Here is a 20,593-nt window from a genome sequence, read left to right as displayed (position 1 = left end):
GCTCGTAAGTCTGGTGCTGCAGGCGCTCAGTAATTGTTTACTGCTGCGCCGTTCAAAACGTTGGTGACGTCCACGTAGACGTCGTCTCCGTCGAGTTCGACGGCGAACACCGGCACGGGATCGTAGGCGGGGAGCTGGAGTGGCTGGCCGCTGCGCAGGTCGAACTGGGAGCCGTGCCCCCAGCACTCGATGGCGCAGCCTTCCACGTCGCCTTCGGACAGTGAGATGTCCGCGTGCGAGCAGGTGTCACCGATGGCGTGGATGTCCCCCATCGAGTCCCGGACCACGGCCACTGGATAGCCGTCCACCAGGATGCGCAGCGCCTGCTTGACCTTGATGTCATTGGCGCTGCACACCAGCTCACCCTTGGGTTTGCCGCTCATACGTTCCTGCCTGCCTGTCTCTAGTAGTCGATTGCCGTGAGTTCGCGTTCCACAGCCTCGGTCAGGCGCTCTTCGAGGGCCGGGACCTTGATCTGCTGGATGATCTCGTTCAGGAAGCCGCGGACCACCAGCCGGCGGGCAACATCTTCGGGGATGCCGCGGGCCATCAGGTAGAACAGGTGCTCGTCGTCGAAGCGGCCGGTGGAGCTCGCGTGGCCGGCACCCTGGATCAGGCCGGTCTCGATTTCGAGGTTGGGCACGGAGTCCGCGCGGCAGCCGTCGGTGAGGACCAGGTTCTGGTTCTTCTCGTAGGAGTCGGTGCCTTCGGCCTGCTTCTGGATCAGCACGTCGCCAACCCAGACCGTGTGCGCACCCTTGCCCTGCAGCGCGCCCTTGTACAGGACGTTGGACTTGCAGTTGGCTACGTTGTGGTCCACGAACGAACGGTGCTCCAGGTGCTGGCCGGCGTCGGCGAAGTAGAGGCCCAGGAGCTCAGCCTCGGCTCCTTCCCCGGCGAACCGGACGTTGGAGTTCAGGCGGACGATCCTGCCGCCAAGCGTGACGGCGATGTGCTTGTACACGGCGTCCTTGGCGACCTCGGCGTCATGCTGCGCCAGGTGCTTGGCGTCGTCTTCCCACAGCTGCACGGAAACGACGGTGAGGTGGGCGCCTTCGCGGACCAGGACCTCGACGTTGCCGTTGTGGTCTGCGGTGCCGTCGTGCTCGATGATCACGACGGAGCGGCTGTTGGTTCCGGCTTCGATCACGACATGGGAGTTGGTGCGGCGGCCCGCGCCGTTGCCCGTCAGGACCAGTCGCACCGGCACGTCCAGCTCGGCGTTTGCCGGGATGGAGATGAGCTGGGCTTCCACGGCGTTGGCGGAAGCCACGACGGCGGCACGGTCGGCCGGGACCAGGGTGGCGCCACGGGGGGCCTCGCCTGCGCGGAGGGTGCCCTGCACCACGGCGGCAGGCGCCTCGAACGAAACGCCCAGGGCGCCGGTCTCGGACGCGGAATCGGAGAGGAGGTTGCCCAGCTCACGCACCGGCGTAAAGCGCCATTCCTCTTCCCGGCCGTTGGGCAGGGCGAAGTCGGCCACGTCATGGCTGGTAAGCCGCTCGGCGCGGGAGGCCATGACCTGCGTGCCATGGCTGTGGTGGCGGTCCACCTTGAAGGCGACGAGGTGCTCGCCCTCCTCGGTGAAGCCGGCGATCGACGGTGCGCCGATGCGCGCCTTTTCGGTAGTTGCTTCGGCAGTCATTAACCGACGGATCCTTCCATCTGGAGTTCGATGAGGCGGTTCAGCTCAAGGGCGTATTCCATGGGCAGTTCGCGGGCGATCGGCTCAATGAAGCCGCGCACGATCATGGCCATGGCCTCGTCCTCGCGCATACCGCGGGACATGAGGTAGAAGAGCTGCTCCTCGCTGACGCGGGAAACGGTGGCCTCATGTCCCAGCTGGACATCGTCCTCGCGGATGTCGATGTACGGGTACGTGTCAGACCGGGAAATGGTGTCCACCAGGAGGGCGTCGCAGCGCACAGTGTTGGCCGAGTGCTTGGCTCCTTCACGGATCTGGACCAGGCCGCGGTATGCCGCACGGCCGCCGCCACGGGCCACCGACTTGGAAACGATCGAGCTCTTGGTGTTCGGCGCGATGTGCACCATCTTGGAGCCCGTGTCCTGGTGCTGGCCTTCGCCGGCAAACGCGATCGAGAGGGTCTCGCCCTTGGCGCCCTCACCGACGAGGTAGACGGCCGGGTACTTCATGGTGACCTTGGAGCCAATGTTGCCATCAACCCATTCCATGGTGGCACCGGCTTCGCAGATGGCACGCTTGGTCACCAGGTTGTACACGTTGTTGGACCAGTTCTGGATGGTGGTGTAGCGGACGCGGGCGCCCTTCTTCACGATGATCTCCACGACGGCGGAGTGCAGCGAGTCGGAGGTGTAGATCGGCGCGGTGCAGCCTTCGATGTAGTGGACGTAGGAGTCCTCGTCGGCGATGATCAGGGTGCGCTCGAACTGGCCCATGTTTTCCGTGTTGATGCGGAAGTAGGCCTGCAGCGGGATGTCCACGTGGACGCCCTTGGGGACGTACACGAACGAACCGCCTGACCAGACTGCCGTGTTCAGCGAGGCGAATTTGTTGTCGCCCACCGGGATCACGGTGCCGAAGTACTCCTGGAAGATCTCCGGGTGTTCCTTCAGCGCAGTGTCGGTGTCCAGGAAGATGACGCCCTGGGCTTCGAGGTCCTCGCGGATCTGGTGGTAGACCACCTCGGATTCGTACTGGGCCGCGACGCCCGAGACCAGGCGGCTGCGCTCAGCTTCCGGAATGCCCAGCTTCTCGTAGGTATTGCGGATGTCCTCGGGGAGGTCTTCCCAGGTGGCGGCCTGCTTCTCGGTGGAGCGGACGAAGTACTTGATGTTGTCGAAGTCGATGCCGGAGAGGTCTGCACCCCAGGTGGGCATGGGCTTGCGGTCGAAGTACTTCAGGCCCTTCAGCCGGAGGTCGAGCATCCATTCGGGCTCGCTCTTCTTGGCCGAGATGTCCCGGACTACCTCTTCATCGAGACCACGCCGCGCATTGGCGCCGACGTCATTCTTGTCGGCCCAGCCGTACTCGTAGTTGCCGATGCCGTGGAGCTCGGGATTCTTTTCCAGAATCTCCGAGATCACAGTGTTTTCGGCTACTGCTTTCTCTGATAGTTGGTCCGTCATCACGGCCTTTCTTACTGATGGTTGGTTACTTCGTGCAGGCTGGCGGGGGCTGCCGCCGGCGCGGTGGCCGGTTTGGCAGACAGCCTGCCTGTAGGAATGTGGGTGGTGCAGACGTGGCCGCCGCGGGCCAGCGTTGACAGGCGGCGGACGTCCACTCCCACCAGCCTTGAAAAGACTTCGGTTTCAACGTCGCAGAACACAGGGAAGCGGGCGGCGAGCTGCTGGATGGGGCAGTGGCCCTGGCAGAGCTGGACGCTGGAAAGCGCCGCGGGCAGCGGTGCCTTCGCCTCGATGGACGCAGCGGAGGCCACGAAGTTGTCGCGGGTCAGGGCAGCTGCGAGTGCGGTGGCGCGGTCCCGGATGTCGGGCCCGGCCTGCTCAATTTCGGGTGCATAGCGCCGCTCCATGTCCGCAAAGCGCTCCTCGGCGAAGGCGCGCACTGCATCCGGACCGGCAGCCTTTTGCAGCTGCTGGAGCGCAAGGGCGGCGATGTCCAGGTAGTCATTGCCCAGGCTCGACTGGCCTTGGGAACTGAGGACATAGCGGCGGGCGGGGCGGCCGGCACCGGCTCCGGGCTTGGCCACCCGCTTAACCTCGATGACGCCGGCACGCGAGAGGTGGTCCAGGTGGCGCCGGACTGCGGCCGGGGTGAACCCCAGCATGTCTCCCAGCTCGGCCGCGCTGACAGGGCCGTTTTCCAGGACGGCGGCGAGGACCCGGTCCCGGGTACGCTCGTCCGCATCAGCCACAGGACTGGGCGCCGCAGGACCGGGTCCGGCCATGGGCACAGCGCTACTGTTGGTCATGGAATACACAACACAATCATGTCGTAATTTAGTCCCGCACTCCAGTAAGGGCAGGCTGACCTTAGCTGGGCACTGCGCAGTTTCCGACGGACGGCGCTAAATACTACATCCCGTAGAATACTCTGGTGCGATCCCCCCAGTCCCCCGTCTTGTCCATCCATGGGCTCATCAAGGACGTTGGCCCCCTCTCCAGCCTGGACGGAAAGATGCTCAGGGTTGTCAGCGGCGTCTCCCTCATCGCGGAGCGGGGCCAGGTAACCGCCCTGCTGGGCGCGAATGGCGCAGGGAAGACAACCACCCTCGAGTGCGCCCAGGGCCTGCAGAAACGCAGCGGCGGCAGCATCTCCCTGCTGGGCCAGGACCCGGCAACGGCAGGCGCTGATCTGCGCTCCCGCGTGGGCGTGATGCTGCAGGACGGTGGGCTCCCGCCGTCGGCAAGGCCCCTGCCGTTGTTGCGGCATATCGCGGGGCTGTACGCCCGCCCCTGGCCGTTGGAGGACCTGGTGGCCAGGCTGGGCATCGATGGCTTCAGCCGGACGAGCGTCCGGAGGCTGTCCGGCGGCCAGAAGCAGCGCCTGGCGCTGGCCGCCGCCCTGATCGGCAGGCCCGAAGTACTGTTCCTGGACGAGCCCAGCGCCGGCCTGGACCCGCAGTCACGGCAGCTGGTGTTCGATCTCATTGCCGAGCTGCGCGACAGCGGGATGGGAATCATCCTGACCACGCATCTCATGGACGACGCCCAGCGCCTGGCGGATTACGTGTACATCATCGACGGCGGCCGCAATGTTGCCGAAGGGACCGTGCAGGAGCTGCTTCAGCGCAGCCCGGTTGCGGACCAGGGCGGCGAGCACATCCGGACGCTGGTGTTCGAGGTCCCGCCCGGCCTGGACCTGGCAGCGGTGCTGCCGGCGGGCGTGGACGTCTCCGAAGCCCGCGCCGGCAGCTACACCGTGACCGGTGCCCTGACCCCGCGCCACCTCTCCGCACTGGCCCAGTGGTGGGAAGCGAAGGGCATCATGCCGGCATCGATGAGCCTCCAGGCGCGTAGCCTTGAAGACGTCTTTCTGGACATTTCGGGAAAGGACATCCGATGACCGCAGCGATTCAGGAGACGCAGCAGCCGGCCTCCCTTCTGCGCCGTGTCCTGCTGCAGGGCAAATACGAGGCACTGACAATGCTGCGGAACGGCGAGCAGCTGATCCTGGCGGTGGTGCTGCCGCTGCTGGCGCTTGTCGGCCTGACGGTGACTCCTTTCCTGGACGGAATGGGCTCCAGCCGAATCAACGTGGCGGTTCCCGGAATCCTGGCGCTGTGCGCAATGTCCACGGCATTCACCGGCCAGGGCATCGCCACCGGCTTCGACCGCCGCTACGGCGTGCTGCGGTTCCTTTCCACCACACCCTTGGGCCGCGGCGGCCTGATCGCCGGCAAGGTCCTCTCAGTCCTGGCCGTCCTGTGCCTCCAGGTGGTGGTGGTGGGCCTGGTTGCCCTGGCGCTGGGATGGCAGCCGACGGCGGCGGGCTGGCTCCCGGGCCTGGCGCTGCTCGCGCTGGGCGCGGCGGCGTTCACCGCGCTGGGGCTGCTGGTGGCCGGAACGGTCCGGCCGGAAGCCACGCTGGCCATCACCAACCTGCTGTGGATCCTCCTCGGCGCCATGGGCGGCATCGTCATCCCTGCCGAACGGCTGCCTGCCGCGGCGCAGGCCATTGTGCACTTCCTGCCTTCCGGCGCCCTGGGCGAATCGATGCGGGCCGCCTTCCTGGGCGGGGCCGTGAACGGCGGCGCTGCCCTCATCCTGCTGCTCTGGACGGTTATCGCCGGGGCCGCAGCCATCCGTTGGTTCAAGTGGAATTGAGATAATCGTGACCACGGCTTCACGCCTCCCCCAGCTCGCCGGCCGCCTGGCATCGCGGCTCCCCCGCACCGTGGACGCCCGGATCCGCCGCCTGGCCGTCGCTTCCCTGCTTGGCCAGACGCTTCTGGTAGTCACCGGCGGCGCTGTTCGCCTGACGGCATCCGGCCTCGGCTGCCCCACCTGGCCCCGCTGCACCTCGGACTCCCTGGTGAACACCCCGGAGATGGGCATTCATGGCTTCATCGAGTTCGGGAACCGGCTTTTGACCTTCGCGCTGGCCGCGGTGGCTGCCCTGATGCTGGTGTACCTGTGGAACCTGAGGAAGGAACGCAAGGACCTCTTCCTCCTGGCCCTGGGCCTGCTGGCCAGCATCCCCGCCCAGGCCGTGATTGGCGGCGTCACGGTCCTCACCAACCTCAACCCCTGGGTTGTAGGCCTGCATTTCCTGGTCTCCATGGCGCTGGTGGTATTCGCCACCCTGCTGGTCAACCGGGCCTTCGGGCGGACCGGCCGCTTCCTTGCCTCCCGGCCCGCCGCACTGCCCGCCGCCCTGCGTCCGGTGACGGCCGCCGTCGCCCTTTTCTCCGCAGTCGCCGTCATGCTCGGCGTGGTGGTCACGGGGGCGGGTCCGCATGCCGGCGACGCCGATGCCCCCCGCAACGACCTGGACTGGGATTTGTTCTCCCACATCCATGCTGTGCCGGCCTACCTGGTGACCGCCGGAACCGCGGTGGCCCTGGTGCTGGTCATCAGGCGCGGCATCAGGGGCCCCTTCCGGACGGCCGTCCTGGCACTCCTGGGCGTCACCGTGCTCCAGGCCACCATCGGCTTCACGCAGTACTACAACGGCATTCCGGCATTGCTGGTGGCGGCCCACATGCTCGGCGCGGCCCTGCTGATGGCAGCCTCGACGAATGCGTGGGACATCGCGCGTTCCAGCAAGGTGGAATAGGCCCAGGCCCATTACGCACCAGGTGCCCCGGTCCAATCTTTGGACCGGGGCACCTGGCCGTTCAAGGCCTCCTTTTGTCCAGCGCGGAGGCCGGCCGTGAGGCTACCGGCCCGCCAGGGCCTCGCCCTGTCGCGCTCCGTCGAATGCACGATCCAGGTCCTCGATGCCGTCGGCGGTGATCTGGTGAACCCGGGCCGTGGCAATGTCATAGAACAGACCAATGGCCTGCACCGTTCCGGCGGCCAGCGCCGGGCCCGCCACCGGGTGCTCCTGCAGTTTGGCCAACTGCACGGCCACGTTCACCATTGCCAATTGGTCAAGGGTGCGGTAGCCCGCCGCCGCAGCCTGCCTCCCCACAGGGTGCCCCGCCAGCAGGGCCGTGTAGGCCGGCCGGGCGTGGTCCAGCCAGAGCTCGAACGCCGGGCCCAGGGAACTGTTGTCCCCGCCCTCGGCTTCCTCGAGCAGTGCCTTCATGGCACCGCAGTTGGAGTGTCCGCAGATGACCAGCGACTGCACGCCCAGGCCGTTGACGGCAAAGGACAGGGCGGAGTCAATCGAGGCGTCCCGGCCGTGGCTGCACACCACATTGCCGATGTTGCGCAGGGTGAGCAGATCGCCCGGGCCGCTGCTGGTGATCAGGTTCGGGTTGACGCGGGAATCGACGCAGGCCACGAAAAGGCTGTCCGGATTCTGGCCTTCCGCCAGGTCATGCACCAGCGGACGCACCTGGTGGGCAAACCGGCGGTGGTATTTGTCAACGCCCAGCAGCAGCGGCCCCTTCCGGGGCGGAAGCGGCAGTTCGGTGGCTTCCTCGCGCCTTGGGGCCTGGCGTCCGGCATCCTGGAAGACGGTGTTGCCGTGCTCCTCAAGGTGTACAGTGCCGCCCGTGGCCTGGTGCTGGACCTGCCATGCGAGCAGGGCTTCGCGGAAGGAGTGGTCAACGTAGTCAGCGTTCAGCTCGACCACCACGTCCGCGGCGGCGGGGACGGACTGCAGGACGGGGTTCAGCTTTGGCAGGGCGAAGAAACTGCACGAACCGGCGATGGTCACACGCCAGGGCGACGACGGCGCGGCCGGATGGGCATGGATCCGGGCCCGCAGGACCCGCCACAGCACACTGGCGGCAGCGAGGGCAAGGCCGATCATGACGCCCTCAAGCAGGTTCAGGAACACCACGCAGACCAGGGTGACGGCATAAATCGGGAGGTCTCCGGTCCGCAGGCTGGTCCGGATGTCAGCCACCTTGATCAGGCGCGCACCGATGACCACCAGCAACCCGGCCAGGACGGCCAGCGGGATGAGCTGGATCAGGCCGGCAAAAAGGGCAGAAAATGCCAGGACCCACACACCGTGCAGCACCGCGGACGTCCGGGTGGCCGCACCCGCCTCCACATTCGTGGCGCTGCGGACAATCACGCCCGTAACAGGCAGCCCGCCCAGTGACCCGGAAACGATGTTCGCTGTGCCCTGGCCAATGAGCTCCCTGTTCAGGTTGGTCCGCGGTCCGGTTTGCATCTTGTCTACCGCGACGGCGGACAGGAGGGATTCGATGCTGGCGATCAGGGCCATGGTCAGGATGGCAAAGGCGAAGGCCCGCCAGTTGCTGTCCGGGAGTTGCGGCAGGGCGATGGCATCGATGATCGAGCCGTCCAGCGAGATGCGTTCGACACCGGGGGCAAAGGCCACGGACAGTGCGGTGCCTGCCGCGACGGCGGCCAGGGGGCCGGGAACCCTCCGGACCGCCGCGGGAAGGAACTTCCAGCACAGGAGGATTGCCACCACGGCCAGTCCCAGCAGGGCCGCGTGCAGTTCCAGGTTGGTGATGGCTGCAGGCAGTGCCGCGAGGTTCTCGAAGGCCGAACCTGCCGGCTGGGATCCGAGGAGCACGTGGACCTGCTGCAGGATGATGGTCACGCCGATGCCGGCCAGCATGGCCTTCACCACCACGGGGGAAACGGCCAGGGCTGACCGGCCGACGCGGCTGATGCCCAGCAGGAGTTGAACGACGCCGGCAGCCACGGTGATGGCGCAGGTCACCTGCCAGCCAAACTCCTGCACCAGGCCGGCCACGACGACGGTGAGCCCGGCCGCCGGTCCACTCACCTGAAGCGGGGAGCCGCCCAGGCTTCCGGCCACAATTCCGCCCACGGCGGCCGCGATGAGGCCGGCCATAATGGGCGCCCCAGAGGCCGCTGCAATGCCGAGTGAGAGCGGCAGAGCCACGAGGAACACCACCATCGACGCCGGCACGTCGGCGCCAAGATGGGCGAAGAACGGAGGGCGGGAAAACGGAAAGCGGCGGCGTCCTCCCTTTCCTGCAGGCGGGCTGTGGCTGGGGGCGGGGACGGCGGAGGGACGGGCTTCCATGGAAATTCCTTTGGTCGCGGGAAGGGTCCGCTCCACCGTAAGCACGCAGTCATTGACAATGACAGTTAAAGTGACGGATATGACAAAGCTGTCATATCCAGTCGACGTCAATTGGCGGCCAAAAAAAGCGGCGGCTCCCGCCGTAAAGCAGGAACCGCCGTGCGCCAAGCCGTAGTGGCTAGCCGGGCATTACGGCACTTCCAACGAACGGGTCCACCGCCAGGGCGATAAACAGCAGGGTCAGGTAGCTGATGGAACCGTGGAACACCTTCATGGCGCGCTTGTCAGGAATATCCTCGCGGTGGGCCCGGGAGTACAGCGCATGTGATTCGTAGAGGAACCAGGCACCCGCGACGACCGCCGTAACCGTGTAAACCCAGCCGGCCCCACCGGCCGGGATCATCAGCAATGAGGACGCCACCATGGCCCATGCGTAAAGGACCACCTGGACGGACACCACCTTGGCCCCGGCGATGGCTCCAAGCATGGGGACATTGGCGTTCCGGTAGTCCTCGCCGTAGCGCATGGACAGGGGCCAGTAGTGCGGGGGCGTCCACAGGAAGATCACCATGAACAGGATGACCGCGGGCCACTCCACCGAATTGGTCACGGCTGCCCATGCAATCAGCACGGGGAAGCAGCCGGCCGCGCCACCCCAAACGATGTTCTGCGCCGTGCGGCGCTTGAGGATCATGGTGTAGATGACCACGTAGAAGAAGATGGCGCCCAGGCCCAACCAGGCAGAGAGCGGATTGGCGCCGAACCAAAGGATCACGATGGCGGCCGCGCCAAGCAGCCAGGAGAAGACCAGGGCTTCGCGAGGGGTGACTTCGCCGGTGACCAGCGGCCTGTTTTCCGTCCGGTGCATCAGCTTGTCGATGTCCCGGTCGATGTAGCAGTTAAAAGCCCCGGCACTCCCGGCGGCAAAGGCCCCACCCACCAGTGTGGCAAGGATCAGTCCGATGGAAGGGAAGCCCCTCTCGGCGTAGATCATGGTTGGCAGCGTGCTGACCAGGAGCAGCTCGATCACTCGCGGCTTGGTGAGGGCGAGATACGCCTTGGCCTTACGGGCGAACCCGACGCCGGAGGCCCGGGACGCGTTCAGCGGCGTATCTGTTGTGCTCACGGTGGCAGTCACCCGTTCTGTGTGGCAGTTGAGGCTGGCAATGCAGCTCCGGTCGTGCGGCCCGGACCCGGGCACGGCACTAAGGGAGGAAATGCGCCAGGTGCGTGCAACAGCGGGGAAACTCCGGGCGGCGATAGGGATGCGCACCCGGCGTTGGCCTCCGAATATCATACCGCGCCGCCAGCCCTCCCCCCGCCCTGCCGTATGCGCAATTGATTGCTCGCGGCCCCATTCGAGCAGATTAAGTCAACCCTCCGTGATGGTGATTCACAAAAGGGGAAATTGCGTCCAAAACGTGAGATTTGCGCGGCCCACAGGATGGATAAGAGCTAAGCTGTCACCAGATCAGCACACAGCAACAAAGCGGTGGAAACCGCTTTCCCATTGCGTCTGTGACTGATATGCAAGGATCAACGTTTCGATGGTGAACGGCTGGTACACACCGCAGCGGGCGCCAACAGCGCGCCCTTGGCCGGATCCGGTGTACCGCCCGCCATCAGCACAGAGAGGGGCCCGGTTTTCGTGCCACATTTGGAAGATCAAGAACTGTCATGGACCAGCTTGGACCAGCGTGCCGTGGACACCATCCGCGTCCTGGCCGCGGACGCCGTGGAGAAGGTGGGCAACGGCCACCCCGGAACCGCCATGAGCCTGGCTCCGGCCGCATACCTTCTCTTCCAGAAGCTGATGCGCCATGACCCGCGCGATCCGCAGTGGCTGGGCCGTGACCGGTTCGTCCTTTCCCCCGGCCACACGTCCCTGACGCTCTACATCCAGCTCTTTCTGTCCGGCTACGGGTTGGAACTCAAAGACCTGGAGGCCCTGCGCACGTGGGGTTCGCTCACCCCGGGCCACCCTGAGTACAAGCACACCGCCGGTGTGGAAATCACCACCGGCCCGCTTGGCCAGGGCCTGGCGTCCTCGGTGGGCTTCGCCTACTCCCAGCGCCGCCAGCGCGGCCTGTTCGACGCCGACGCTCCCGCCGGCGACTCGCCGTTTGACCACACCATCTGGGTCATCGCTTCCGACGGCGACCTCCAGGAAGGCGTCACGTCCGAGGCATCCTCGCTGGCCGGCCACCAGGAGCTCGGCAACCTCGTGGTCATCTATGACGAGAACCACATCTCCATCGAGGACGACACCGACATCGCGTTCACCGAGGATGTCCTGAAGCGCTACGAGGCCTACGGCTGGCACACCCAGCGCGTGGACTGGACCCGGACCGGCGAATACAAGGAAGACGTCCAGGAGCTGTACAGCGCCCTGCTCGCCGCAAAGGCCGAAACCTCCAAGCCGTCCATCATCTCGCTGCGCACCATCATCGGCTACCCGGCCCCCAAGAAGCAGAACACAGGCAAGATCCACGGTTCTGCCCTTGGCGCCGAAGAGGTCGCCGCCCTGAAGGAGGTGCTGGGCTTCGATCCCGCCAAGTCCTTCGAGGTGGACCAGGAAGTCCTGGACCACGCCCGGGCAGTGGTGGAACGCGGCGCTGCAGAGCACAAGGAATGGCAAGAATCCTTCAACGCCTGGCAGGCAGCCAACCCGGAAGGGGCGGCACTCCTGCAGCGCATCGAAGCGCAGGAACTTCCCGGAGACATCGACGCCGCCCTTCCGGTCTTCCCTGCCGGCAAGGACGTTTCCACCCGGGCAGCCTCCGGCAAGGTCCTCAACGCCCTGGGCCCGGTCCTGCCCGAACTCTGGGGCGGCTCCGCTGACCTCGCGGAGTCCAACAACACCACCATTGAAGGTTCCCCGTCCTTCGTCCCTGCCTCCAAGCAGACCGGCGCCTGGTCCGGCAACCCCTACGGCCGGGTGCTGCACTTCGGCATCCGCGAGCACGCTGCAGCGTCGATCGTGAACGGCATCAGCCTGGCGGGGAACACCCGCGCGTTCTCCGGAACCTTCCTGATCTTCAGCGACTACCAGCGCCCCGCCATCCGCCTCGGTGCCCTGATGGGCGTCCCGTCACTGTACGTCTGGACGCACGACTCCATCGGCCTGGGCGAGGACGGGCCCACCCACCAGCCGGTGGAACAGCTCGCCTCGTTGCGCGCCATCGTGGGCCTGGATGTGGTCCGCCCCGGCGACGCCAACGAAGTTGCAGCGGCCTGGAAGACCATGCTGGAGAACCACGCCAACCCGGCAGGCATCGTCCTGACCCGCCAGAACATTCCCACCTGGGAACGCGGTACGGGCGACGCCGACGGCGACACCTTCGCGTCCACGGCAGGTGTGGCAAAGGGCGGCTACGTCCTGGCCGAGGCTTCGAAGGACGGCGCCACGGTTCCGGCCGACGTGATCCTGATCGCCACCGGTTCCGAGGTCCAGCTGGCCGTCCAGGCCCGCGAAGCACTCCAGGCTGACGGCATCGCCGCCCGCGTGGTGTCCATGCCGTGCGTTGAATGGTTCAAGAAGCAGGACGCCGCCTACCGCGAATCCGTCCTGCCCGCCGCCGTCAAGGCACGCGTCTCGGTCGAAGCGGGACTGGCACTGGGCTGGCGGGAATTCGTCGGCGACGCCGGCCGTTCCGTCAGCCTTGAGCACTACGGCGCTTCCGCCGACTACAAGCGCCTCTTCCAGGAGTTCGGCATCACGGCAGAGGCAGTTGCCGCCGCCGCCAAGGACTCCCTCGCCGCCACCCAGGCCTAAACCCAAATTTCAGGAGATACAGCAATGACTACTCCCACCCAGCAGCTCTCCGACGCCGGAGTCTCCATCTGGCTCGACGATCTTTCCCGCGGACGCCTGGAAACGGGCACGCTCCGCAAGCTCATCGAGGAGAAGAACGTGGTTGGTGTTACCACCAACCCGTCGATCTTCCACGCCGCCATCACGTCCGGCACTGACTACGACCACATCATTGCCGGCAAGGCCGCAGAAGGCGCCAGCGTGGAGGACACGATCTTCGAGATCACCACCACGGACGTCGCCGACGCCTGCGACCTCTTCGCACCCGTGGCCGCCGCCACGAAGGGCATCGACGGCCGCGTCTCCATCGAAGTCGACCCCCGGCTCGCCTGGGACACCGCAGGGACCATCGCCGAGGCCAAGCACCTCTCCCAGCGCGTCAACAAGGACAACGTCCTGATCAAGATCCCGGCAACCATCGAGGGCCTTGAAGCCATCACGGCAACCCTCGCCGAGGGCATCAGCGTCAACGTGACCCTCATCTTCTCGCTGGAGCGGTATCGCGCAGTCATCAACGCGTTCCAGTCCGGCCTGGAGCAGGCCAGGGAAAACGGCCACGACCTCTCGAAGATCCACTCCGTGGCATCGTTCTTCGTCTCCCGCGTGGACAGCGAAATCGACAAGCGGCTCGACAAGATCGGCACCGACGAAGCAAAGTCCCTCAAGGGCAAGGCCGGCCTGGCCAACGCCCGCCTGGCCTACCAGGTATATGAGGAACTCTTCGCCACTGAACGCTGGGGCCTTCTGGCCGACGCCGGCGCACTCCCCCAGCGCCCCCTTTGGGCCTCCACCGGCGTAAAGGACCTGGCGTACCCGGACACCCTGTACGTCACCGAGCTCGTGGCCCCCGGCGTGGTGAACACCATGCCGGAGAAGACGCTGGACGCGACCTTCGACCACGGCGTCGTCTCCGGTGACACCGTCACCGGCACCTATGAGGAGGCGAATGCCACCCTCGATGCACTGGAGAAGCTCGGGATCTCCTACAACGACGTCGTTGCACTCCTTGAAACCGAAGGCCTGGACAAGTTCGTGGCCAGCTGGAAGGAACTGCTGGCCGACGTCGAAGGCGCACTCGCCTCTGCACGGAAGGCTTCCTAACACCTATGAGCACTCTCAGCTACGACGCCACCGGCGCTGCCCAGCAGGCGCTTGGACAGCACCTTCCCGCCCTCGTCGAGGACCGGATCGCCACCCGGATTTTCGCCAAGGACCACACGTTGTGGGGTCCGGACGCCGAATCCGAGTCGGCAGTCCGCCTGGGTTGGGTGGAGGCCGCCACGGTCTCACAGGCCTTGGTCAAGGACATCCTGGAACTTCGTGACTCGCTGCGCGCCGAAGGCGTCAGCAGGATTGTGCTCTGCGGCATGGGCGGATCCTCGCTGGCTCCCGAGGTTATCGCGGGCACGGCCGGCGTCGAGCTGACAGTGCTGGACAGCACGGACCCGGACCAGGTCCGTGCTGCCCTCGCCGACCGGCTGGGCCAGACCGCCATCGTGGTCTCGTCCAAGTCCGGCTCCACCCTGGAAACGGATTCCCAGCGGCGCATCTTCGAGCAGGCCTTCACCGAGGCCGGCGTGGACGCCAAGAGCCGGATCATCATCGTGACAGACCCCGGCTCACCCCTGGACAAGGCCTCGCGCGAAGCGGGTTACCGCGCGATCTTCAATGCCGATCCCAACGTCGGCGGCCGTTATTCGGCCCTGACCGCTTTTGGCCTTGTTCCTTCCGGCCTGGCCGGGGTGGATATCCAGGCGTTCCTGGATGAGGCAGAGGAAGCTGCCGAGATCCTCAATGACGACGCCCCCGAAAACATCGGGCTTGCACTGGGCACCGCCCTGGGTGGGACCAGCCCGCTGCGGAACAAGATTGTCATCGCCGAGGATGGCTCGGGCATCGTTGGTTTCGCTGATTGGGCCGAGCAGCTCATCGCCGAATCCACCGGCAAGCTGGGCACTGGCGTCCTTCCGGTCGTCGCAGGTCCGCAGGCTCCGGAGGTTACCTCCGGCGCGTCCGACGTACTGGTGGTGCGGCTCGTGGCGCCGGATGCCGATATTGAGCTCGGCGACAACCAGGTGGCCATCGCCGGCGGCCTGGCCACCCAGATGATGGTGTGGGAGTTCGCCACCGCCGTTGCGGGCCGTTTGCTGGGGATCAACCCCTTCGACCAACCCGACGTTGAGGCCGCCAAGGTGGCGGCACGTGGTCTGCTGGACGCCCAGCCGGAGCCCACCCCGGCCGCATTCGTTGACGGCGCCATCGAGGTGCGCGGCGGCGACTGGCTTGGCGGTGCTTCCACCGCAGAGGGTGCGGTCAAGGCGCTGTTGGACACCTTGGCTTCCGACAGCTACCTGAGCGTCCAGGCGTACTTTGACCGGCTGGCCTTTGCCGGACTCGAAGGCATCCGGGACGAATTGGCGGCGGCCACTGGCCGTCCGGTGACGTTTGGGTGGGGCCCGCGCTTCCTGCACTCCACCGGACAGTTCCACAAAGGCGGCCCCGCCATCGGCGTGTTCCTTCAGGTCACGGCCGCTCCTGCCGAGGATCTTGGCATCCCGGACCGGCCGTTCAGCTTTGGTGAGCTCATCGCCGCCCAGGCTGCAGGCGACGCCCAGGTCCTGGGCGAGCACGGCCGTCCCGTGCTGCGCCTTCACCTCACCGACCGTGCCGCCGGCGTGGCCCAGCTGCAGGACATCGTCGCTGCGCTGTCCACCCGCGCATCCGCAACCGAAAGCTAAGGCGCAAAAGCAACCATGCCAGAAACTGAATACGGCAGGAAGGGCGCGGGCCGCGCGCGCAATCCGTTGCGCGATCCGCGGGACCGCCGTTTGAACCGGATCGCCGGGCCGTCCTCGTTGGTGCTCTTTGGGGTCACGGGCGACCTTGCCCGCAAGAAGCTGATGCCGGCAGTGTACGATCTCGCCAATCGTGGGTTGTTGCCGCCCAGTTTCGCGCTGGTGGGGTTTGCCCGCCGGGAGTGGGACAGGGAGGACTTCGCCGCGGAGGTGAAGGCCTCGGTGCAGGCACACGCCCGCACTCCATTTGATGAGGCGGTCTGGAACCAGCTCTCAGAGGGCATCCGTTTTGTGCAGGGCGAGTTCGACGACGACGCCGCCTTTGAGCGGCTCGGCGAGACCATCAAGGAGCTCGACGACGTCCGGGGCACCCGCGGAAACCACGCGTTCTACCTGTCCATCCCGCCCAAGGCCTTCGAACAGGTCTGCCGTCAGCTCTCCAAACACGGCCTGGCGCAGGCTGACGGCGACAAGTGGCGGCGGGTGGTGATCGAAAAGCCGTTCGGGCACGACCTCGAATCGGCCCGGCAGCTGAACGACATTGTGGAGTCCGTGTTCCCGCCGGATGCCGTGTTCCGGATTGACCATTACCTGGGCAAGGAAACGGTGCAGAACATCCTGGCGCTGCGCTTCGCGAACCAGCTGTTCGAACCGCTGTGGAACGCCAACTACGTTGACCACGTCCAGATCACCATGGCCGAGGACATCGGCACTGGCGGCCGTGCCGGGTATTACGACGGCGTGGGCGCGGCCCGCGACGTGATCCAGAACCACCTGCTGCAGCTGCTTGCGCTCACGGCGATGGAAGAGCCCATCTCGTTCAACGCCGATGACCTGCGCGCGGAGAAGGAAAAGGTCCTCGCCGCGGTCAAGCTTCCGGACGACCTTTCGACGCATTCGGCGCGGGGGCAGTTCACCGGCGGCTGGCAGGGCGGCGAGCAGGTCCTGGGCTACCTGGAGGAAGAAGGCATCCCGGCCGATTCCACCACCGAGACCTTTGCCGCGGTCAGGGTGGACATCCATACCCGCCGCTGGTCCGGCGTGCCGTTCTACCTGCGTGCGGGCAAGCGGCTTGGCCGGCGGGTGACGGAGATCGCGGTGGTGTTCAAACGCGCCCCGAACCTGCTGTTCCGCGACCATGGTGAGGATGACTTCGGGCAGAACGCGGTGGTAATCCGTGTCCAGCCTGACGAGGGCGTGACCATCCGGTTCGGGTCCAAGGTCCCCGGCACGCAGATGGAAGTCCGGGACGTGACCATGGACTTCGGGTACGGGCACTCATTCACCGAGTCGTCTCCGGAAGCGTACGAACGGCTGATCCTGGACGTGCTGCTCGGTGAGCCGCCACTGTTCCCCCGCCATGAGGAAGTGGAGTTGTCCTGGAAGATCCTTGACCCGTTCGAGGAATACTGGGCGTCGCTCGCCGAACAGCCCGAACCCTATGCCCCCGGCTCCTGGGGCCCGGCCTCTGCTGATGAGCTGCTGGCCCGTGACGGACGAACCTGGAGAAGGCCATGATCGTTAACCTGCCTGACACCACCACCTCAAAGGTGTCCAAGAAGCTCATGGCCCTCCGCGAGCAGGGCGGCGTGATCGCCCTGGGCCGGGTCCTGACCCTGGTGGTGGTGACCAAGTCCGGGCTCGAGGAAGAAGCGATCGAGGCCGCGAATGACGCCAGCCGGGAACACCCCTGCCGGATCATCGTGCTCGCCGACGCCGGGAAAGACGCAGAAGACCGGCTCGACGCGCAGATCCGCGTCGGCGGGGACGCCGGCGCCTCCGAGGTGATCGTGCTGCGCGGCTACGGCCAACTCGCGCACGAGTCCGAGTCGCTGGTTGCCGCGCTGCTGCTCCCGGACGCACCCATCGTGGCCTGGTGGCCGCACGGCGCACCGGAGAACGCGTGCGAAACCTCCATCGGCGCGATCGCGCACCGGCGGATCACGGATTCCGCGAATGAACCCGACCCCCAGGCCGCCCTGGAACGGATCCACCAGACCTACAAGGCTGGCGACACCGATCTGGCCTGGACCCGCCTGACCAACTGGCGCATCCAACTCGCGGCAGCCCTGGATGAGGTGGACTCCTCGCCCGTGACCGCCGTCGCGGTCGAAGGTGCGTCGGACTCACCCTCCACCATCCTGCTCGCTGCGTGGCTGACGCTGACCCTGGACGCCCCGGTGACCATCGTCGCGGACCCCGCCGGAACGGGCATCCGCCGCGTCCGCCTCACCCGCCCGGGCGGGGACGTCCAGCTCTTCCGGCCCGGACTCTCCATTGCCGAACTTACCCAGCCGGGCCAACCCGCCCAACGGATATCCCTTCCCCGCCGCAGCCTGCGCGACTGCCTCGCCGAAGAACTCCGCCGCCTCGACCCCGACGAAGTATTTGGTGAAGTGATTACTATTGGACTGCCACGTACCAATCTAAGGAGCGTCCGACCCAGTGAGCGTTGACCCACGAGTAAGCATCCATCCTGATTCGTCCGTCCTTATGGCCGCCATAGCGGCACGCCTGATCACCAAGCTCGTTGATGTCCAGGACAAGTACGGCGAAGCCACTGTGGTGCTCACCGGGGGGACCGTGGGGATCGGCACCCTGAAGGCCGTTGCGGACTCCCCGGCGGCGCCCGCCGTCGACTGGTCCAAGGTCAACTTCTGGTGGGGCGACGAACGCTTCGTCGGTTCAGCTGATCCGGAACGGAATACCAAACAGGCGTTTGACGCGTTGCTTTCCCATATTCCGGTGGACCCGGAGCGGGTTCACTCGCCGGGTTCTTCGGATGAGTTCGGCACGCCCGAGGAGGCGGCGGAGGACTACGCGCGCCAGTTGCGTGACGCCGCAGCCGCCGAGCACGCGGCTGACATGTCCGACGACAGGCCTGAGGAGCCCTCATCACTCCCCCGGCTCGACGTGGTGCTGCTTGGCGTGGGGCCTGACGCACACATTGCGTCGTTGTTCCCTGAGCAGGCCGGTATCCGCGAAAAGGACCGCATGGTGGTGGGGGTCCGGAACTCCCCCAAGCCGCCTCCGCTGCGGATCTCCCTTTCCCTGCCTGCCATCAACACGGCGGCGGAGGTATGGATGGTTGTGGCCGGGGAGGACAAGGCCGGAGCGGTTGGACTTGCTCTGGCAGGGGCCAATCCTGTGCAGGTACCTGCGTCCGGTCCGCGGGGAACGGCGCGTACCCTGTGGCTGATCGACGAGAACGCAGCGTCACGTGTCCCGGAGCAGCTGGTCCGGAAGGACGCCGCTGGCGCGTAGCTTTTCCAGCGCTCCGGCCAGGACGTCCTCGGCGTCCTGGCCGGAGCGCCGTTCTTTAACGTATTCCAGGTGGCTTTTGTAGCCGTCGTCGAACGGATCATCAGGTGCCGCCGCCTGGCCGTCCCGGGAAGCAGGGGCGCCGCACCGCCGGCAGTCCCATGTTTGGGGAATCTGGTCCTCGGGCATCTTCAGGAACACGGGCTGGGTCTCATGGCCTTTGGCACACCAGTACGACACCCGGATGCGGGGTAGTGGGCGCTGGGACGAGTTGTTGGACTGCAGGCTGGATCCGGACCCTGCGATAACCCCGGCACGGGTGCCTCGAAAGCCTGATGACGGATGGACCATGGCAACTCCTGCCTTGAAGCGGACGCCGGAGGCCCGCAGCTTAAACAAAAACTGTGGCTGCCGGGTGTTCCGGCAGCCACAGTCTAATGAGCAGGCCCACGGGCCTCCAGGGCCTAAAGGACCTTGTACAGCATGGGGTCAGGAATCCCCGGTCCCGCTGAACCGCATGATCAGCCCAAGCGCGATGATGACCACGCCCCAGGTGACGCCCAGGACGATGGTGAAGCGGTTGAGGTTGCGTTCTGCCACGCCTGAGGAGCTGAGGCCCGAACTCATGCCGCCGCCGAACATATCGGACAAGCCGCCGCCGCGTCCCTTGTGCAGCAGGATCAGCAGCGTCAGCAGGAGGCTGGTGATGCCCAGGAGGATCTGCAGAATGACATGAAGAACGTCCACGACGGCCTTTCGGAAGTTGGAATTGCTGGAGGGTGTACCGGTGAAGGACTAGTCCGTCACGAGGTGGCTCTCGAACCTGACAATATTAGCAAACTCGGCCGGGTCGAGGCTGGCGCCGCCTACCAGGACGCCATCCACGTCGCGCTCCTGCAGGATGGCGGCAGCGTTGTTGGCCTTGACCGAGCCGCCGTACAGCAGGCGGGTCTTGGCTGCCACGTCGGCGCCGAAGAGGCTCTCAAGTTCGGCCCGGATGGCGGCGCACATCTCCTGCGCGTCCTCCGGTCCGGCAACCTCGCCGGTGCCGATGGCCCAGACGGGCTCGTAGGCAACCACGAGTTCGGCTGCCTGCTCGTTGGTGAGCCCTGCCACTCCGGCGCGGAGCTGCTGCAGCGTGTGCTCGACGTGGGTGCCGGCCTGGCGGATCTCCAGGCCCTCGCCCACGCAAAGGACGGGGGTGACGCCGTGCTTGAAGGCCGCCTTGACCTTGGCGTTGAGGACGTCGTCGGACTCGTTGTGGATGGTGCGGCGTTCACTGTGGCCCACCAGGACGTAGCCGCATCCGAGCTTGTTCAGGAACTGTCCGGAGATGTCACCGGTGTAGGCGCCTGAATCGAACTGGGAGAGGTCCTGGCCACCATAAGCGATGTGCAGGTCGTCGCCCTGCACCAGGGTCTGGACGCCGCGGAGGTCAGTGAACGGGGGGAACACGGCAACCTCAACGCGGCTGTAGTCGTGCTTGGCGTCGGAGAGTGTCCACGCGAGTTTCTGCAGGAGGGTGATGCCCTGCACGTGGTCCATGTTCATTTTCCAGTTGCCCGCGATGAAGGGCTTGCGGTCGAAAGCGCCGTTCGTTGACGTAGTCACGTAATCTCCAAAAAAGTTCTTGAT

The 20,593-nt window shown here is 66.1% G+C and carries 18 protein-coding genes; 9 read left to right on the top strand and 9 right to left on the bottom strand.

Going from position 1 to position 20,593, the window contains the following annotated elements; all coding sequences use genetic code 11:
- Window positions 1-26 precede the first annotated feature (26 nt).
- The 4 genes from ACTAQI_RS05755 to ACTAQI_RS05740 are packed head-to-tail and all read right to left on the bottom strand — an operon-like array spanning window position 27 to window position 3,914.
- Entirely contained in the window at window positions 27-383 is a 357-nt protein-coding gene (locus ACTAQI_RS05755; protein ID WP_141160488.1) for a non-heme iron oxygenase ferredoxin subunit, read from the bottom strand.
- A gap of 20 nt (window positions 384-403) precedes the next feature.
- Window positions 404-1,645, bottom strand: coding sequence for a Fe-S cluster assembly protein SufD (gene sufD / locus ACTAQI_RS05750; protein WP_457950120.1), 1,242 nt, complete (start codon window positions 1,643-1,645; stop codon window positions 404-406).
- Window positions 1,645-3,108, bottom strand: coding sequence for a Fe-S cluster assembly protein SufB (gene sufB / locus ACTAQI_RS05745; RefSeq protein ID WP_457950119.1), 1,464 nt, complete (start codon window positions 3,106-3,108; stop codon window positions 1,645-1,647). The genes sufD and sufB overlap by 1 nt, the downstream gene beginning before the upstream one ends.
- A gap of 11 nt (window positions 3,109-3,119) precedes the next feature.
- Entirely contained in the window at window positions 3,120-3,914 is a 795-nt protein-coding gene (locus ACTAQI_RS05740; RefSeq protein WP_457950118.1) for a helix-turn-helix transcriptional regulator, read from the bottom strand.
- A gap of 125 nt (window positions 3,915-4,039) precedes the next feature.
- On the opposite strand from ACTAQI_RS05740, the gene ACTAQI_RS05735 reads away from it, so the two are divergent.
- From ACTAQI_RS05735 to ACTAQI_RS05725, 3 genes are read left to right on the top strand one after another with little or no spacing between them, the layout of a single operon-like run.
- Window positions 4,040-5,008, top strand: coding sequence for an ABC transporter ATP-binding protein (locus ACTAQI_RS05735; RefSeq protein WP_457950117.1), 969 nt, complete (start codon window positions 4,040-4,042; stop codon window positions 5,006-5,008).
- The gene (locus ACTAQI_RS05730; RefSeq protein WP_457950116.1) at window positions 5,005-5,769 is read left to right on the top strand and encodes an ABC transporter permease; all 765 of its coding nucleotides are present in this window, start codon (window positions 5,005-5,007) and stop codon (window positions 5,767-5,769) included. The genes ACTAQI_RS05735 and ACTAQI_RS05730 overlap by 4 nt, the downstream gene beginning before the upstream one ends.
- Window positions 5,770-5,776: 7 nt before the next feature.
- Complete coding sequence (locus tag ACTAQI_RS05725) at window positions 5,777-6,721, top strand: COX15/CtaA family protein (protein ID WP_457950115.1); 945 nt, start codon at window positions 5,777-5,779, stop codon at window positions 6,719-6,721.
- A gap of 102 nt (window positions 6,722-6,823) precedes the next feature.
- Here ACTAQI_RS05725 and ACTAQI_RS05720 read toward each other — a convergent pair whose 3' ends face one another.
- On the bottom strand, window positions 6,824-9,088 hold the full coding sequence (locus ACTAQI_RS05720; RefSeq protein WP_457950114.1) for a SulP family inorganic anion transporter: 2,265 nt from the start codon (window positions 9,086-9,088) through the stop codon (window positions 6,824-6,826).
- Between the two features lie 178 nt (window positions 9,089-9,266).
- Window positions 9,267-10,226 carry a heme o synthase gene (locus ACTAQI_RS05715; RefSeq protein WP_457950113.1) on the bottom strand — a complete coding sequence of 320 codons (960 nt, stop codon included), beginning with the start codon at window positions 10,224-10,226 and terminating at the stop codon, window positions 9,267-9,269.
- Between the two features lie 519 nt (window positions 10,227-10,745).
- Here ACTAQI_RS05715 and tkt point away from each other — a divergent pair.
- The 6 genes from tkt to pgl are packed head-to-tail and all read left to right on the top strand — an operon-like array spanning window position 10,746 to window position 18,961.
- Entirely contained in the window at window positions 10,746-12,863 is a 2,118-nt protein-coding gene (tkt, locus tag ACTAQI_RS05710) for a transketolase (RefSeq protein ID WP_457951000.1), read from the top strand.
- A gap of 24 nt (window positions 12,864-12,887) precedes the next feature.
- The gene (gene tal, locus ACTAQI_RS05705; RefSeq protein ID WP_457950112.1) at window positions 12,888-14,003 is read left to right on the top strand and encodes a transaldolase; all 1,116 of its coding nucleotides are present in this window, start codon (window positions 12,888-12,890) and stop codon (window positions 14,001-14,003) included.
- Window positions 14,004-14,008: 5 nt separating this feature from the next.
- Window positions 14,009-15,640, top strand: a complete 1,632-nt coding sequence (locus tag ACTAQI_RS05700) for a glucose-6-phosphate isomerase (RefSeq protein ID WP_457950111.1) — start codon at window positions 14,009-14,011, stop codon at window positions 15,638-15,640.
- 15 nt (window positions 15,641-15,655) lie between these two features.
- Window positions 15,656-17,215, top strand: coding sequence for a glucose-6-phosphate dehydrogenase (zwf, locus tag ACTAQI_RS05695; RefSeq protein ID WP_457950110.1), 1,560 nt, complete (start codon window positions 15,656-15,658; stop codon window positions 17,213-17,215).
- Window positions 17,212-18,153: a glucose-6-phosphate dehydrogenase assembly protein OpcA gene (locus tag ACTAQI_RS05690; RefSeq protein ID WP_457950109.1), complete on the top strand. Its 942-nt coding sequence runs from the start codon at window positions 17,212-17,214 to the stop codon at window positions 18,151-18,153. Before zwf ends, ACTAQI_RS05690 begins: the two co-directional genes overlap by 4 nt.
- Before the next feature lie 37 nt (window positions 18,154-18,190).
- Window positions 18,191-18,961: a 6-phosphogluconolactonase gene (gene pgl / locus ACTAQI_RS05685; protein ID WP_457950999.1), complete on the top strand. Its 771-nt coding sequence runs from the start codon at window positions 18,191-18,193 to the stop codon at window positions 18,959-18,961.
- Here the strand turns inward: pgl and ACTAQI_RS05680 are convergent.
- The 3 genes from ACTAQI_RS05680 to tpiA form a co-directional block, all read right to left on the bottom strand.
- Window positions 18,914-19,309 carry an RNA polymerase-binding protein RbpA gene (locus tag ACTAQI_RS05680; RefSeq protein ID WP_457950108.1) on the bottom strand — a complete coding sequence of 132 codons (396 nt, stop codon included), beginning with the start codon at window positions 19,307-19,309 and terminating at the stop codon, window positions 18,914-18,916. The genes pgl and ACTAQI_RS05680 overlap by 48 nt on opposite strands.
- Before the next feature lie 138 nt (window positions 19,310-19,447).
- Window positions 19,448-19,705 carry a preprotein translocase subunit SecG gene (gene secG, locus ACTAQI_RS05675; RefSeq protein ID WP_457950107.1) on the bottom strand — a complete coding sequence of 86 codons (258 nt, stop codon included), beginning with the start codon at window positions 19,703-19,705 and terminating at the stop codon, window positions 19,448-19,450.
- Between the two features lie 48 nt (window positions 19,706-19,753).
- A complete protein-coding gene (gene tpiA, locus ACTAQI_RS05670; RefSeq protein ID WP_457950106.1) occupies window positions 19,754-20,569 on the bottom strand; it encodes a triose-phosphate isomerase in 816 nt (271 codons plus the stop codon).
- Window positions 20,570-20,593 lie beyond the last annotated feature (24 nt).

The organism is Pseudarthrobacter sp. alpha12b, from assembly GCF_054130495.1.
The sequence above is the reverse complement of the archived record's forward strand: the minus strand, read 5'-3'. Positions and strand labels throughout refer to the sequence as shown.